This is a genomic window from Larkinella fluvii, from assembly GCF_051857545.1.
Classification (GTDB): Bacteria; Bacteroidota; Bacteroidia; order Cytophagales; family Spirosomataceae; genus Larkinella.
In genome coordinates this window covers 173489-189577 of record NZ_JBPZHB010000002.1, presented here as the reverse complement: position 1 = coordinate 189577, position 16089 = coordinate 173489, and the positions used below count along the sequence as shown (strand labels likewise).

The 16089-nt window shown below is 50.4% G+C and carries 11 protein-coding genes; 5 read left to right on the top strand and 6 right to left on the bottom strand.

The annotated features are described in order from the left end of the window. Positions 1 to 5 precede the first annotated feature (5 nt). The 6 genes from ACS5NO_RS04870 to ACS5NO_RS04845 form a co-directional block, all read right to left on the bottom strand. Positions 6 to 2387, bottom strand: coding sequence for a GH92 family glycosyl hydrolase (locus ACS5NO_RS04870; protein WP_439414102.1), 2382 nt, complete (start codon positions 2385 to 2387; stop codon positions 6 to 8). A 197-nt stretch (positions 2388 to 2584) separates the two neighbouring features. Beyond that, a complete protein-coding gene (locus ACS5NO_RS04865; RefSeq protein ID WP_439414101.1) occupies positions 2585 to 4462 on the bottom strand; it encodes a RagB/SusD family nutrient uptake outer membrane protein in 1878 nt (625 codons plus the stop codon). Between the two features lie 24 nt (positions 4463 to 4486). Continuing rightward, positions 4487 to 7828 (bottom strand): TonB-dependent receptor, encoded by a 3342-nt coding sequence (locus tag ACS5NO_RS04860; protein ID WP_439414100.1) that lies wholly within the window; start codon positions 7826 to 7828, stop codon positions 4487 to 4489. Between the two features lie 81 nt (positions 7829 to 7909). Beyond that, a complete protein-coding gene (locus ACS5NO_RS04855) occupies positions 7910 to 8992 on the bottom strand; it encodes a FecR family protein (protein ID WP_439414099.1) in 1083 nt (360 codons plus the stop codon). Positions 8993 to 9025: 33 nt separating this feature from the next. After that, on the bottom strand, positions 9026 to 9694 hold the full coding sequence (locus ACS5NO_RS04850; protein WP_439414098.1) for an RNA polymerase sigma-70 factor: 669 nt from the start codon (positions 9692 to 9694) through the stop codon (positions 9026 to 9028). A 425-nt stretch (positions 9695 to 10119) separates the two neighbouring features. Continuing rightward, positions 10120 to 11871, bottom strand: a complete 1752-nt coding sequence (locus ACS5NO_RS04845; RefSeq protein WP_439414097.1) for a PQQ-dependent sugar dehydrogenase — start codon at positions 11869 to 11871, stop codon at positions 10120 to 10122. 173 nt (positions 11872 to 12044) lie between these two features. On the opposite strand from ACS5NO_RS04845, the gene ACS5NO_RS04840 reads away from it, so the two are divergent. From ACS5NO_RS04840 to ACS5NO_RS04820, 5 genes are all read left to right on the top strand, one after another. Then, a complete protein-coding gene (locus ACS5NO_RS04840; protein ID WP_439414096.1) occupies positions 12045 to 13829 on the top strand; it encodes an SWIM zinc finger family protein in 1785 nt (594 codons plus the stop codon). Between the two features lie 41 nt (positions 13830 to 13870). Next, a complete protein-coding gene (locus ACS5NO_RS04835) occupies positions 13871 to 14068 on the top strand; it encodes a hypothetical protein (RefSeq protein WP_439414095.1) in 198 nt (65 codons plus the stop codon). Continuing rightward, a complete protein-coding gene (locus tag ACS5NO_RS04830; protein WP_439414094.1) occupies positions 14058 to 14462 on the top strand; it encodes a PIN domain-containing protein in 405 nt (134 codons plus the stop codon). Before ACS5NO_RS04835 ends, ACS5NO_RS04830 begins: the two co-directional genes overlap by 11 nt. Positions 14463 to 14508: 46 nt before the next feature. Continuing rightward, positions 14509 to 14967, top strand: a complete 459-nt coding sequence (locus tag ACS5NO_RS04825; RefSeq protein WP_439414093.1) for a DUF1569 domain-containing protein — start codon at positions 14509 to 14511, stop codon at positions 14965 to 14967. 141 nt (positions 14968 to 15108) lie between these two features. Beyond that, positions 15109 to 16041, top strand: coding sequence for an HNH endonuclease (locus ACS5NO_RS04820; protein ID WP_439414092.1), 933 nt, complete (start codon positions 15109 to 15111; stop codon positions 16039 to 16041). Positions 16042 to 16089 lie beyond the last annotated feature (48 nt).

Genomic DNA, 16089 nt, shown 5'->3' with positions numbered 1-16089 from the left:
ATATTCTACTTCGACGACATCGACACCGGTGCCTGCTCTGGTTTGCTGCCCCAGGCTTTATTCGGTTTTGCGCCCATTTGCAGCCGCAGGGTTCCGCCGTTGACGACGGTTTCGTGCGTCACCCAAGGCTTTTCGAGGGCTCTGCCGTTCAATTGCGCCGACTGGATGTACAGGTTCTGAGCCGAGTTGTTTTTTGCTTCCATCACAAACTGCTTCCCTTTGTAATACCTGGGATTGAGGTGAATCGTAATTTTGTTGAAAAGCGGGCTACTGATTTCGTAAAACGGATCGGGCGTCGTGCCGCCGTTGGTCGAAAACAAACCGGTTTTCAGCAAAACCGACAAACTGCCCATCAATCCCTGATCTTCGTCGCCACTGTAGCCAAAATCGGGCGAAATACCGCTGTAGACTTTCTCGATAATCTGCCGCGTCCAGTGTTGCGTCAGCCAGGGCGAACCGGCGTAATTGAACAGAAAAGGCGTCTGCATGCAGGGCTGATTGCCGTAGTTGATAAACACCCGGCGCAACTCCTCCAGCGTCTCTTTGTCGTGCGATTTCCCCGAAACAAAATCGTGTTTTTCGGCTTTTTCAAACGAACTGTTCAGCTTGGCCGTGAAGGCTTCCCGACCACCCATCAGCTTGATCAGGCCCTGTACATCGTGCGGCACAAACCAGGTGTATTGGGCCGCATTGCCTTCTTCCCAGCCATTGTCGTACCGCAAAATATCGGCGGGTTCACCCCATTTCCCGTCCAGCGTCCGGTTCCACATCCAGCCCAGTTCGGGGTTCCAGATGTTCTTGTAATTTTCAGCCCGCTTCATAAACAGGCCGTAATCATCCGTTTTGCCCAGTTTCTTCGCCATCTGCGCCAGCGTGTAATCCTGATAGGCATATTCCAGCGTCTGCGTAGAACCGTCCTGATGAAAACCGTAACGGGTTTTGCCCATCGGGTGCGGCACATACCCGCGTTCCATATAGTATTCAATACCACCGCCTTTAAACGTGTTGTGCTCATACCCCGCTTTGCTCATCATACCGCCGGGGAAGTGGTTTTTCCGCAAACCTTCGTAGGCTTTCTGGTGATCAAAGCCTTTGATTCCTTTCAGATACGCACTGACAATGAACGGGGTAGACGAAGCCCCTGTCATCACATAGGTGTAGTTGCCGCCCGCCGGTCCGCGCGGAATCAGCCCGCCATCGTCGTACATCAGCAGCATCGAATTCACGAACGATTCCGTCACTTCGGGGTAAACCAGGTGCCAGAGCGTGTTGAGCGACCACTGTGCTCCCCACATCGAATCGAAATTGTGGTGATTGAATTGGGGCTTCCCGTTGGCATCCAACGGAATCTGTCTGATGCGCCGTTCGGGACCGGTCATGTCACTGTATTTCCCATTAACGTCAGAAATGATCCGTCGTCCCTGCAAGGCATGCCACAAATCGGTGTAAAAGCGGCTGCGTTCGGTTTCGGTGCCGCCCTGCACCTCGATCCGGCTCAGCCAGGTGTTCCAGTCGGTGCGGCTTTCCTGCACGGTTTTTTCAAAATCCCAATGCGGCAGTTCGGCCGTCAGGTTCAGCCGGGCCTGGGCTTCGCTGACGTACGAAATCGCCACTTTCATTTTCCGGATTTCACCCGCTCCGGTTTTGAAACTGAGGTAGGCTCCCGTGCGTTCGCCCTCGATCAGGTCGCCGGGCGTTTCCAGCGTACCGTTTCGCCAGCCTTTGAAAGACTCAAACGGTTTGTCAAAAACCGCCACGAAAAATACCGTCAGCGTTTTGGGTCGGCGAATGGTCGGGGCCATGATGGCGTAGCCTTCAATCTCCTGATTGCTAACCTTTTTCACGGATCCCTTCTGCGTATCGGACGGCCCCAGAAACGTCGAAAAATCAAACAGAATGTGGCTTTGAGCCGAGGCCGGAAAGGTGTATTTGTGAAAACCGACCCGGGTAGTCGAGGTCAGTTCGGCGGTGATATTGTACCGATCCAGCACCACCTTATGATACCCCGCTTTGATGACTTCGCTGGCGTGCGAAAACGGCGAACCGTACTGACTGGCTCCCCGGTGGCCCTTGAATTCGCCCGTTGTGGGCATCACCGGAATCCCCGACAACTGCCAGCCGTGGATATGGCTGAAACATTTGATGCTGTCGAGATGATACCGGTAACCCGCGTTCCAGTCGGCGTTGACGGCATTGTCGGGGCTCAAATTGACCATGCCGAACGGTCGGCTGGCCGAATTAAAAAAGAACCACCGGGAGTTGGCCGCATCCACCAGCGGATTTACCAGATCGACCGGTTTTGGGGCGTCTTTCTGCGCCAGCGAAGGCGTTGTTCCGATTTCCAGAACCAGCAGAAACAGGAGACTGTAGAAGGAAAATTTAAACATATTGAGGTGAATCTTATGCGTGCAGAATTGGCCTGTTGCCCCGTTCCCCTAAAGGGGACTTTTAGCATCCGAAGATTTCGTGTCCAAGTCCCCTTTAGGGGAACGGGGCAACAGGCCGATGGCAAATCTACACGACTATCCTCTGGTTAGAAAGGGGAACGCAAAACCGCTCCCCTTTTTTGGCATTGGGTTATGGATCAGTAGCCTTCGTTCTGTTTCATGGCCGGAAACGACAGGTCAATCTCGCCCTGCGGAATGGGTCGCAAATAGTGAATGTCTTTGATCGTGTTGCTTTTGGCCGCCCAGGGATTGTATTTTTTCACCCGTTCGACCAGTTTGCCGGTTCGTTTCAGATCGAACCACCGGGAATATTCGCCCATGAGTTCGCGGGCGCGTTCGTCCAGAATCAGGTCGATTGAGATGTTGGCTGCCGTGGCGCGGTACGACACCGCTTCCAGCGATTTTACATTGCCCGGCTCTTTGGCACATAGCGGATCGGCCCCTTTTTTCACCAGCGCCCGGTCCAGCACTTTGTTGTAATACACTTCGGCACCGCCCAGTTTCCCGTTTTTCGCCCCTTTCACCAGCGCTTCGGCCGCAATCAGATAGGCTTCCGCCGAGCGGAAAACCGCTTCGTTGAAGGTGCCAAATGCATCACCATAGGCAATACCGGGCTGCCAGAACTTCCACATCATCGGCTGGTCCGACGGAAAACCGCTCACGCTAACCGCGCTGCCGTTCACAAAACCGTATCCTCCGCTAAACTCATCCAGATTCACCACCGAATAATTCTTCTTGCCGCCCAAATCGATGCCGCGTTCATTCAAGGAGGTGGCCGGTTTGTTCCAGGGCCGAAAATACACGACGGTATCGCCCGCTTTGATGTCAACTCTCAGATTCGGATTAACGACGGGCAAGGGTTTGAAACCGGTAACCGGCAATAAGGCATAACCCACTTCCACAAAATTATGATCGTATCGTGAATCATTTTCCGGATCGAACAGCCGATACATGGCCGGATTGGTAATGTGAAAAGGCTGGTGCCGGTTGTAGTCCGACGTCCGGCCTTTCGTGCCCGGATAGCCTTCACCACCACCGCCAAAAACCGAATGCAGGTTGTTGCCCCCAGCCGCATCTACGGCAAAAGCCGGGTCGGTTTTGTTGGTCAGCACATCCGAATTGTATTGAACGGCAAACACAATTTCCGGGTTCTTGTCGTTCTGAGCACCGGTATATTGTTTCAGCGGATTTTCGGAATGAATCGGAAACAACTGGGTGTAGGCTGTCGCCAGCGGATAGGCTTCGATCACTTTATCGGCGTATTGCAGCGCCAGATCAAAATCGGCATTGCTCCCACCCAACGAACTTTTGAAGTTCCAGCCCCTCGTCAGATACACCCGAGCCAGCAAAAACTGAGCGGCCCCTTTGGTGATCCGTCCATAGTTAGACGCCGTCACCGGCAATTTGGCTTCCGCATCGAGCAAATCGTCAATAATCTGTTTGTAAATAGTCGCCGAAGACACCCGAATGGCTTCTTTGCTCGGACTGAGCGATTCGGTCAGCGGCATCGGCACATCGCCCCACTGCTGAACCAGATAAAAATAGGACAACGCTCGCAGGAATTTGGCTTCCGAAACCCGCGTATCTTTTAGTGCAGCCGCCATCGTTGTAATGCCCTCGGCCCGGCTAATGGCCGTGTTGGTTCGGGCCACTTCGGCGTACAGGAGCGTCCAGAGACTTTGCAATTCCGCCAAAGTGGCATTCAGGCGAACATCATATTGCTCCAGCGGACCGCCCGTGACGGCTGGCGTGGCAAATTTGGGGTCGCCAAAACCACTCTGCGAAAAAATGTCGGTGCCGTTCAGAACCAGCGTCCGGTTCTGGTGGATATTCCGCAACAGGGAATAACAGGACCGAACCAGATCTTCGAAACCGGCTTCCGTTTTGTAGTATACGTCGGTGGTCAGGGTGGTAACCGGTTTTTCAACCAAAAATTCGTCTTTGCAGCCGGAAGCCACCAGGCCGAGGAAAGCAAGGGACAGGGCCGTATATCGGATCGAGAGGAAAGATCTCATGGGAATTACGCGTTGATTTCGGGGTTAGAAACTGATATTGACACCTACGGTATACGTCATCGACGGCACGTCATCCTGATAAATCGCCGAGTTAAATTCAGGGTCAAATCCCGTGAATTTGGTAAACACAAACGGATTCATGACCTGCGCATACAGGCGGGCATTGGCCAGTTTCCAGGAATTCATCACGCCTTTCGGCAAGGTGTAGCCTACCGTAATGTCCGAAATCCGCAAAAAGCTGGCATCCTGGTAGTTGATGGCATTTCGGTACGGATTGGCCGCCACTACCCCAAAATAGGTGTTCGACGGATTGTCGCTCCGCCAGTAGTCCAGCGAGGCCAGTTTATTATAGCGGGTGCCGCTGATTTCGCCGAAGGTGCCCGACAGGGTGCTGTTGTAATATTGAACGCCATCCCGGTAGTAGACGAAAAAGGACAAATCCAGGTTTTTGTATTTGAAGCGGTTGGTGATGCCTAGAATCCAGTTTGGCAACTGTGTTCCCAGAACCACCCGGTCGTCGATGGCATCGGTTGAGGAAATAACGCCGTCGTTGTTTTGATCGACCACGCGTACCGAGCCGGGTACCTGTTTGTATTTGGTCGCCTGCTCCTGCTGGGCGGTTTGCCAGATGCCATCGAACTGATAATCGAAATTCGAACGGATCGGGTAGCCGACAAACAGCTTGTTGCCTTTATCGACGGTTTGGCCGTCGCCGTACAGTTGCAGCAGTTTATTCCGGTTGCGGGTGAACGCAAACGTGCTGTTCCAGCTAAAATCGTTGCGAGCGATGTTGACGGTATTGAGCGTCAGTTCCACGCCTTTGTTCTCGATCTGCCCGACGTTGGCAATGACCTGTGAAAACCCGGTTACGGTCGGAATCTTCTGATTCAGAATCAGATCGGCGGTTTTTCGGTTGTACAATTCCAGCGAAGCCGAAATGCGGTTTTTAAAGAATCCGAAGTCCAGCCCCAGGTTGTATTCCGTACTCCGCTCCCACTTCAGATCCTTGTTGGCCAGATTGGAAGGCGCGAAACCGTAAGCCGCCGTGCCGTCAAAATCATACCCGGTGTTGAGCAAACCGGCCTGCGTGCTGTAGGGACTCACCGTCGAGTTGCCCACCTGCCCGTAGCTCAGGCGCAGTTTGAGGTTCGAAAACACGTTGAGGTTGCTGATGAACGGTTCGTCGCCCATCCGCCAGGCCAGGGCCACCGACGGAAAAAAGGCCCATTTGTTGCCTTCCGAAAGCTGGGAAGCGCCGTCTGAACGACCCGTTACCGTCAACAGATATTTGTCATTGTAGGAGTAGTTGACGCGCCCCATGAACGACAGCAGCGAACGCTCGACCAGCGAACTGTTGATGCCCGTCACGGTTCCCGTATTCAGGGCATACCAGTCTGAATTGTACGGCAGGTCTTTGGCGGCAATCTGATAGGCTTCATTGCGCTGGTAAAAGGCACTTTGCAAACCCGTCACGCCAAATTTATGCCTGCCCAGATCCAGATTATACGTGATAATGTTGTCCAGCGTGTAGTTTCCCTGCGTCCGGTTGTCATACTGCGCCCGGGGTTTGGACCCAATCTGCGATTTGGACCACTGCCCCCGGAAATCGCCAATCCGGTCGGTGTTATACGAAGCGGAAAGCGACGAGCGGAAACTGAGCCCTTTGATGGGGGTAAACTCAACGTAACCGTTGCTCATCACCGACATCGTGGTGGTCAGCAATTTCGAGGTTTTGGGGTCGATGTCCGCCAGCGGATTGGGCACCTGCTTGTCGTTGATTCCCATCCAGAACGCATAGCCATCGACATTGAAATCACCGTTCTCGGACGGGTTGGCGAGGTCGCTGAAATAGGCGGTTCCCGTCGGACGCGCCCGGTAAGCCCCCCGCAGCGACTCCTGCGACCCCACGTTCTGGTTGCTGTAGGTCAGGTAGGAGGTAAACCCCACCTTGAAGCGGTTTCCCAGTTTGCTGTCCAGACCGGCGTTCAGGTTGTAGCGTTTGTAGCCCGTATGGAGCACATTGCCATTTTCGTTCAGATAACCACCTGAAAACCGGTAGGTTGTCTTGTCATTTCCACCCGCCACGCTGATGTTCTGGCTCATTTGCAGGGCCGGGTCGGTAATCAAATCCACCCAGTCAGCGGTTTTTCCCGCCTTGATGTTCGCCATTTCGGCGGCTGTGAATGTAGCCCCTGTGGCACCTTCCAGCACCCGGTCGGTATACGTCGCTTTGTAGAACTGCTCGCTCGACATCAGTTCGGGAATGTGGGCGGGCATTTTTACGCCCACGTAGCTGTCGAAACTGACGCGCGGTTTGCCGGAAATCCCTTTTTTCGTCGTGACGATGATGACACCGTTGGCGCCCCGCGCCCCGTAAATGGCGGTCGACGACGCATCTTTCAAAATATCCATTGACTGGATATCATTGGGGTTGAGGTTGTTGAGATTGCCACCCATCAGCCCGTCAATCACCACCAGGGGTTCGGTGGAGTTGTTGATCGTGTTTTCGCCCCGAATGGTGATGTTGTAGCCCGCCCCCGGTTTGTTGCTTGATTTGGTGACGGTTGCGCCTGCGACCTGCCCCTGAATCGCTTTGGAAGCCATCACCGGATTGGCCCGGACAATGTCCCGGGTTTGAACGGAGGCCACCGCGCCGGTCAGGTCGGTCTTCTTGATTTCGCCGTAGCCAACCACTACGATTTCTTCCAGTTGCTTTAAATCCGCCTTTAAAACCACATCGAAAACCGTCCGTTTCCCAACGGCAAGTTCCTGTGATTCATACCCGATGAAACTGACAATCAATACCGCATCCTCGTTGGGAACCGACAGCGAAAACCGGCCTTCCGCGTCGGTGGTCGTGCCTTTATTCAGGCCTTTGATGATGATACTGGCCCCGACAATGGCCTCATTTTTGTCATCTTTAATCTGGCCCTTGACGGATATATCCAGGGGCAGCATGGGCTGTAGACTGGCCTCGTTTTCCGGCATTGCTGACGTCTTTCCTTCAATACGATTGAGAACAATCTGTTTCCCCAGAATCCGGTAGCCCAATTGCAGCGGCTCAAGGACGCTGGTCAGGACATCGCCAAGCGGTAAATTATGGATCGTCAAATTGACCTTGTGCGCTGATTTTAACAAATTGGGATTATAAATAAACCGCACTTCGGCATTTTTCTCGATCTCAATCAATACCTTTTTGACGGATTGATTTTCAATTTTCAGGCTAATCCGTTTTTTCAATACTTCCTGCGAATCGGCTCTATAAGCAAACAATGGCCCCATGAAGAGAACCGAAAGAAATAGCTGGCAAACAAATGCAGGCAGAAAGCCCATGCTTTGTTTGCAATTTCGTAGCGCTATGTTCATAAAATTATGGGTTAAGGGTTAGGAATAATGGGAGGCAGTGGTAATTACAATCAGCACATTAAAGCCTATTCTGAAACCGGTTTATTTACATCCGTTTGACTTGATCTGTATTCGACCATCGTTTTCGACGTAACTGGCTTCAAGCGCAATACAGATCAATTCGATTTTTTGCAATAAGGGTTCGTCAGACAAATGAGCGGTCAGTTTGCAGGAAGACAAGCGGGTGCTATCATAAACAATGTTTGCATGATAGGCCTTGTTTAACGTCTCGATAACGGTAATAGCCGCCGTTTCATCAAAATTAAAACTTAGGCTTTGAATGGGGAGTTTCAGGTTGGCTTTATCGACCGTCAGCGGTTTGTTTAAGGTATGCTGATTCGGGTTTGTATTGATGCGTTCATCTTCTTTTAAAACCAGCCCCTCCAATTGGTTGCTGGTCATTTTCTTATCCTTATTTTTATCACTATGCAGAAACACTTCGACTTTCCCGGTTTTTACCACGACCTCAGAAAACTCAGCCTGCGTTTTTACCAGAAAACTGGTTCCTAATACTTTGGTAATCAACCCCCTCGTGTAGACAAAAAAAGGCTTGCTGGGGTTTTTCTGTACTTCAAAAAAAGCTTCACCGGACAAAACCACTTCCCGTTTTCGTTTATTAAATAGCTTCGGTGAATAACTGATCCGGCTTTGGGGCTGTAAAATGATGGAGCTTTTGTCGGGTAAGTTTACCAGAATAGGGCCGTTGGTCAAGTTCTCTTTTTCGTAAATTTCACCGGTTCCTTCTTTTACCGTATTGATGAGCGTTCGGTAGGTAATGACGGGGGATTTTGAATAGTGAGTCCAGCCTAGCCAACCCAAAACTAAAACAATCGAAGCCACGGAAAGCCATCTGAACAGCGAATTTAATCGGAATTGTTTGGTCGGAACCGTACTCACTTTTTGTTCGGTTTCTGGTGCCTGAATGGATCGGTATACTTTTTCCAATCCTCTGTCCGGATCAAAATTATACTGTGGATGTTGTGACTCCCATTCATCCAGATATTGATGAAACAGATCAAGATTATTTTTATCAGCAAGCCACTCTTCAATCAGTTTCCGTTGAATCGTGGTACACTTATGATCAAAATAATCAAATACGATTTTCTTTATTAATGAAGATTCCATAATGGCGGGATTTGGATCGTATTACTCACTGAATTAGAGAATAAACAGCAGAAATAAACTGAGTAAGTACTCGTGTTTCAGCTCCTCTCTGATCCGGGATAACGCTCTGCTGATCAACCGTTCTACCGCGCTAACCGTTAGTTCCATTTCAGAAGCGACTTCTGCATATTTCTTGCCTTCCAGCCGATTTAGCTGAAACGCTTTTCGGGATTGTTTTGGCAGGTGTTGAATGGCTACTTCCAGCTTTCGGCTTAGCTCATGGAAATGCAGGATTTCGTCCGGCTGCAGCACCGCAATGGCATTAAGATAATCCGTGTCCTCATCGCGCGTATCCAGGTTTTCATTCCGGTTTAACTCCTGTTTTATGTAGTTGTAGGAACGGTTTTTGACGGAGGTGTATAAATAGGACCGGTACGAAATGGCGACGGTTTCATACACCTTATTATTCCAGAAATTCGTGAAAACTTCAGCAACAACGTCTTCCGCTATTTCTTTCGAATACACATACCGAATGGCGTGGTTGCATAAATTGGTGTAGTACTTTCTGAAGAGCAACTCAAACCCTTTCTGGGGAGACAAAGCGAAACAATTCTGAATAAAATACTCGTCGGAAATTACCCGGGTTTGTTCTGATTCTTTTGAAATCCGGGGACCGGTTCGGTCGGCGTGATACTCTTCTAAAGGCTGCTCTTCAGGGTTCATCGGGTCAGAGAATACACGCTACGCACGTAGTAGAGAATGGTTGACGGTGTGTCGACCAGGCCGGAAAAATATCCTAATTCGAAGACAAAGTTTTGTTATTTTACCCCACACTAAAAAAAACATTTCTTTTCTACTATTTTTCAACACCCCTTTCCCAGCCTGAATTCGGGGTTTTGGGTGGCTCGTCAGATTGAAATCAGAGAAGAATGCCGGAAGAAATGGCAAGAAAATAGCCGGTATACAGCGCAGCGAAAAAGCTGTCGCGTATACCGGCTAACATGTGCTGATCAGATCTTAAAAATAATGCAAACTATGAGATTTATTAATTGATTATGAACTAATTAAGTATCGTAGGCACGACATGTTTGTAGCCAATAATCCCATCGTTCGCGTTAAAAATAGCCCTGTAGGGTTTTCCCGCCGTTCTATTTATCAGGTACGCAGTTGGCCAGTTTGTAGATCCGGCCGTCGGCTTTGGTATAGATGAAGAAATCCTGATTCAGCCCCAGACCAAACCGCAAATCCGTTTTTTTACTCTGGCTCAATTCCTGAAACGTAGCGGTTTTTCCGGCCACTTCCACTTTCAACTCTTTGATTTCGGCCTGTTTGCCGGGTTGTAGCTGACTGTTTTCCACGAAATACACTTTCCCGCTGACAATATCGCCAAAGATGTATTTTCCCGTCAGAGCCGGAATGGCGGTTCCTGAATAGACAAAACCGGCGGAGAACGCGTTGCCTTCGTCGTGGTCATATTGAACGACGGGATACGTATACTTGAAGGTCGCGTCGTTGGCGGGCAGGGCGTAAACCCGGTCCATGCGGCCTTGGTAGTTGATGACAAAGGTGCCTTCGCGATCCGGCCAGCCGTAGTTTGCCCCGGCAACGCCCAGGTTCAGCTCTTCCGATTGCGCCTGACCGATGTCGGAAATCAGCATCTTGCCGTCGGGCGTCCAGCTAATCCGGTTGGGGTTCCGGAATCCCTGACAAAAAATCTCTTTCAGCGCCGTCGGATCCTTCACAAACGGGTTGTGGGGCGGAATACCGTACTTTCCGTTCGTGCTGTTGGTGCCTTTCGGGTCGATACGCAGCACCTTTCCCCAGGGTCGGCTCCGGTCTTTGCAGATGAAATAGAATCCATTTTCGGTAGCTCCGCCATCGCCTACGCCGATGTACAACATGCCGTAGTCCGCGCTTCCCAGTTTGGCCAGCGGGTTGAAGGTAATTTCCTGAACGCCGTGAATCGGGCTCACCATGTTGAGCCGCAGCATCTCCCGGCCCGTGCCAGCAAAGGTCGGGGCCGTCGGGTCGGGCAGTTTCCACTCGGTCAGCACCCATTGCAGCGTCACCTTGATGGAGTCGGGATAGGCAAAATCGGCCGGGGCGGTGTTGGCTTTTTCGGTATGGGTCGTGTAGAACAGGCCGTTGGTGTAGAAATCCGGGTGGAATGCGTAGCTGCCGAAACCAGTGGCCAAACCGGGAACGTGAATGAAATTCGGGCGTTCTTTCGCCATCGACATGTAGGGCCGAAGCGAATTGCCCTCCATTTCGTACAGCGTTCCCCGCAGATCTTCCAGAAACAGCCGGTTTTTCGTTCCGGGCAACACCTGCATTTTGTTGATGCGAGCCAGCGGTATTTTTTCGGCACTGGCCGGGGCGGTGGTCACCTCTTCCAACTGAATCCGCAACCCGGAGGGCGGTATTTTCGTCGGAATGGGGTCCTTTAGCACCGCGCCGAGGTTTTCGCTGCCGACATCGACCGTCGATACCTTGCGTTTCGAGTGAAGGTAGGCCGTCAGGGCGGTGATGTCGCCCTCGCTGAGCTGCGTGAACGGCGGCATCATCTGCTTGTATTCTTCAAAAAGCTCGTGCGCCCGGGCGTCACCACTGTTGATGACCTCCGGGGCGTTGCGGATGAACTTCCGGAGCCAGTCCACCGGCACTTCCGTCGTCACGCTGGCCAGATTCGGCCCGATGCCTTTTTGCAGGAAATTGTGGCAGGCCGTACAGTTCTGCTGGAACAACTGTTGCCCTTTGGTCAAAACCGCTTTGTCGGTGGAGTATGCCGTGGTGGCGGTAAGGGGCGGTTTGGCTGCGGTGGGCTTTTTTGCGGGCTGTTGCCCATATGAAAAGGTGCAGATAGCCAGCAGATTGAGCAGTGTAAAGACCCAGAACGCCATAGGCCCTAAAAAGGGTTTTTGGAATCCGCATGAAGTCTTATTTACGTATTTTTGAGGGGATTTAGGGGCAAGAAGCATTCGTAAATTCATTCCGTTGTTTCATTTTCAAACGAGGTTTGAAAATTAGGTCATTTCTTTGCGAAAATCAAACGCGGTTTGCTTTTCAATCAGCCATGTTCACTAAAAATGCACTGCGCCAATTGGCCGGTAGTACGGTATTCGGTCGGGGTGAAGACTATTACAGGCGGGGTTCCGTTAAAAAACTCAAACAGCGGGGCAACACGTTTGAGGCAATCGTCTATGGCTCCGATCAATACAACGTCAGCCTGACCTTGCGGGGGCAGGAATTTGACGCGGAATGTGATTGCCCATACGGCTACGAATACGAGGGTATTTGCAAACATTGTGTCGCACTGGGTTTGGCCGTACTCGACCAGTTTGGCACGAAACAGCTCGCTGCGGAAGCGGTTTCGTTCACGCATAGTCTGCCGCCTGTCAATCTTGACACGCTTTGGCAACAAACCACCGTCGAGCAGAAAACTGGATTTCTACGCCAGCTTCTCGACAAACAACCGGATTTACGCGCTCAGTTGGCGCAGTTTGTCGGACTAAAAAACAACCCGGTTCCGTCCACAGAACCCGCCAGCGTCGAGGCCGTCAGTACGGAAGTCTTCGAGGCCCTGTCGGATCTGCGGTTTGATGACGAGACACTGGAGATGGACGATGACGATTATTATTCGGAAGAAAGTCCCGACCCGGAACCGCTGATCGAAGACGTATTACGCCCTTACGCCGAGCAGGTGGGCACGGCTTTTCGGCAAGGGCGGCTACTGGATGCCATGCGGATTTACCTCGGCGTTTATGAGGGAACGCAGGCGGCTTTTGAACCGGCACACGACGAATATAGCTCCATCGAGGACTATCCAAGCCAATCCCTAAAAGTCTGGCATCAACTACTCGAAACTGATTATCAGCGACTTTCGCAACAGGTGATCAGTTCGGAGGATGTGCGGTGGGCGATGAATCAACTGGCCGAACGGGTTCACTTTTTTGACGAAGCCGAAAACAACGATGAGGAGCTTTACTACGACCTGAAAGCCTTCGAACCGTTGCTGCTGGCACTGTCGACCGACCGCGTTATGGCTGCGGAAGTGCGCCGGGCCATCGAAAATTTCCACTGGGAGCGAATGGGCGTCGAATATGTGCTGTTGCGGATTGCCGACACCACCGGCGACACCCAGCTTTGGGTCAAAACCGCCGAGCAATTTTCGGAGCGAGATGCCCTAATTGGTTTGCAACTGCTTCAGTATCATCACCGTTCTGGCGATCATCCGGCACTCGTCACCGCGCTGCAACGACTTACCAAACGATTTCCCGGCACCTTCGATGCGTTCATTCTCGAAAATCTGAACGACCAGTTTCTGGCACCCGGCGATGCGCTGAACCTGTATTTGCAGGCCCTCGAAAACCGCAGCCGGTTGCAGGGCAGTCTGGCCGACTACCAGAAGCTGCGCACGTTCTGGAGCGAAGACCAGCGCAACCGGTTTGTCGATAGTCTGAAAAGTAAAAGTGCCGGGTCGCCGGGCGGCATTGTCCATAACCAGTTGTTTTACGCCCAGGTGTTGCACGTTGAAAACCGTCCGGCCGAGCTTTTGAAGCTGGTCAAAAACGCCGACTGGCTGTATGTTCAGGGGATGAACGAGATCCTGAAATTAACTGCTCAATTTTACCCCAACGAGTGCATGGATCTGGTGATGGAGCGCAGCGCGCAGTACCTCGACAACGGTCAGCGGGGCCGGGCGACGTACGTATCCATCGCGAGCTGGCTGACGGCGCTCAACGGATTTCAGTCGCTGAAACCGCAGGTAGTGATTTACGCCGAGCATTTGTATAAAACCTACAGCCGGTTGAACGCGTTGCGGGAGGAGTTGCGGAATGCGCGGCTGGTGCGGAAGTAAAAAATGTCGTAATTTGTAGTATGAACAAAACCTGAGATGGTATGCGGGTGGTATTGGAAGTAAAGGATTCGGAATGGGTGTTTTTGTCGGCATTGCTGAACAAATTTGAATTTGTTCACATTCAGCAAACGGATGAAGCTGGCAAAACTATAAAAATTGAAGATACGCCCACTTTTGAGGCTATCCAGTTGAATACGCTGGGTTTCCGGTTTAACCGTGAAGAAGCCAATGAACGATAGGTATTTTGTCGACACGAATGTGCTGATTTATTGTTATACGGTTACCGAACCTGATAAACAACAAAAGGCGCGACAGATTGTCATGCCTAAAGGAAGAACAATTTCGACTCAGGTATTGCAGGAAATGGCTAATACCTTACGTCGAAAATTCAAAACCGAGTGGCCAGAAATCAAATCGACGCTGGATGAAATACAATCACAGTTTACGATTCATCAAAACTCGCCTAAAACCATTCATGATGCCATCCGAATTGCCAATCGTTACGGTTATTCTTTTTATGATTCACTGATTATAGCCGCAGCATTGGAGTCACGCTGTTCTGTTTTTTATTCGGAAGACATGCAGGCAGGCCAGGTTATTGATGACGTTCTCACAATTCGTAATCCGTTCTGAACAAGATAAGCAAACCGGTTGAACCTCCCATACACCTACCTACCAAATGACGCTACCAAACATCTTCACCCCTACGGTTTCAGACCAGGTCATTCAGCGCATCAACCAACTGAAACCCACTACGCCGGCCCAGTGGGGTAAAATGACCGTCGCCCAGATGCTGGCGCACTGCAACGTGACGTATGAGATGACGTACGAAAACCAGCATCCCAGGCCCAATTTTCTGATGAAGTTCGTCCTCAAGACCTTCGTAAAGAGAGCCGTCACCGGTCCGGCGCCCTACCAACGCAATTCGCAAACCGCCCCTGCCTTTCTCATCAAAGACGCCCGGGATTTTGATGTGGAAAAAAAACGCCTGATCGCTTACCTCTCCAAAACGCAGCAACTGGGTGAAAGCCACTTTGATAACAAAGAATCACATTCTTTTGGCAACCTGAGTAAAGACGAATGGAATACGATGTTTTATAAGCATCTGGATCATCACTTGGGGCAGTTTGGGGTGTGAGGGTTGGGGGTTGCCGATTCATAATTTATTGGTTTAATCGCTAATTACTTAACACAAGCATAGTGTCAAGTAATTAGGTCTTTTCACGGTGAAAAGCGATAAACTTGTGCACTCATTTGTAGAGGTTTATTACCTTAGGGCATGGATTACTATCTTGGTGTAACTGACTGGAATTGGTATAGCTATCTAAGTAGACTTGCTCCTGAAGATGTGAATTTCTGGCAACCCGGTGGGAGAACTGCTTTCCGGGCTCTTGAGCCGGGAGGTGCATTCCTGTTCAAATTAAAAGGCTCACGCAATGCTATTGGAGGAATTGGTTTTTTTGCAGCTCAAAGTCAGCTTCCTCTTTCGTTAGCCTGGGACACATTCAAGTCGCGCAATGGTTTCGATAATTTAGAACAGTTTCGGACCGTAATTCAGCGGTATCGTCGTAATTCGGAACGCAATCCGACTATCGGTTGTATTGCTCTGACTAATCCGGTATTTTTCAATCAAGAAGATTGGATAACGGTTCCTTCTAATTGGAGCAATAACATCGTAAAAGGTAAAACTTATAGTACAAACGATACAATTGGTAATACTCTTTGGCAACAGGTTGAAGCGGTTCTTGCCAGGTATTTAACAACTGTTCCAACTATTCAAGATTCGTTTACTGTAGCAGAGGAATCTCCACAGTACGGAAATACCATCTTGCGTAAAGTACGTATCGGTCAAGGTGCATTTAGGCTTTCGGTCATAGATGCTTATAATAAAAGATGTGCGATTACGGGCGAGAAAACTTTACCGGTTTTAGAAGCAGCCCATATTAAGCCATTTGCGGAATCTGGTCCTAATCAAACAGCGAATGGCCTATTACTTCGATCCGATATGCATAAGCTATTTGACGATGGATATATTACGATTACACCCAATTTAAAGGTTGAAGTCAGTAAACGAATCCGGGAGGAATTTAACAATGGACAAGAGTATTATCAATATCATGGTAAAAGCTTAATGGTTCTTCCTGAATTGACCACAAACAGACCTTCACCGCTTTATTTAGATTATCATAATCATACGATTTTTCGGCCATAATTTAAAGCACTCTTCCGTTAATCTCTTTAGCTTTGGAAAACTACAGCT

Excerpts from the sequence above, each read along its gene's own strand:
- ACS5NO_RS04860 (WP_439414100.1), bottom strand. The coding sequence starts at position 7,828 with ATGAACATAGCGCTACGAAATTGCAAACAAAGCATGGGCTTTCTGCCT.
- ACS5NO_RS04825 (WP_439414093.1), top strand. The coding sequence starts at position 14,509 with ATGACGCTACCAAACATCTTCACCCCTACGGTTTCAGACCAGGTCATT.
- ACS5NO_RS04855 (WP_439414099.1), bottom strand. The coding sequence starts at position 8,992 with ATGGAATCTTCATTAATAAAGAAAATCGTATTTGATTATTTTGATCAT.
- ACS5NO_RS04845 (WP_439414097.1), bottom strand. The coding sequence starts at position 11,871 with ATGGCGTTCTGGGTCTTTACACTGCTCAATCTGCTGGCTATCTGCACC.
- ACS5NO_RS04850 (WP_439414098.1), bottom strand. The coding sequence starts at position 9,694 with ATGAACCCTGAAGAGCAGCCTTTAGAAGAGTATCACGCCGACCGAACC.
- ACS5NO_RS04870 (WP_439414102.1), bottom strand. The coding sequence starts at position 2,387 with ATGTTTAAATTTTCCTTCTACAGTCTCCTGTTTCTGCTGGTTCTGGAA.
- ACS5NO_RS04830 (WP_439414094.1), top strand. The coding sequence starts at position 14,058 with ATGAACGATAGGTATTTTGTCGACACGAATGTGCTGATTTATTGTTAT.
- ACS5NO_RS04835 (WP_439414095.1), top strand. The coding sequence starts at position 13,871 with ATGCGGGTGGTATTGGAAGTAAAGGATTCGGAATGGGTGTTTTTGTCG.
- ACS5NO_RS04840 (WP_439414096.1), top strand. The coding sequence starts at position 12,045 with ATGTTCACTAAAAATGCACTGCGCCAATTGGCCGGTAGTACGGTATTC.
- ACS5NO_RS04865 (WP_439414101.1), bottom strand. The coding sequence starts at position 4,462 with ATGAGATCTTTCCTCTCGATCCGATATACGGCCCTGTCCCTTGCTTTC.
- ACS5NO_RS04820 (WP_439414092.1), top strand. The coding sequence starts at position 15,109 with ATGGATTACTATCTTGGTGTAACTGACTGGAATTGGTATAGCTATCTA.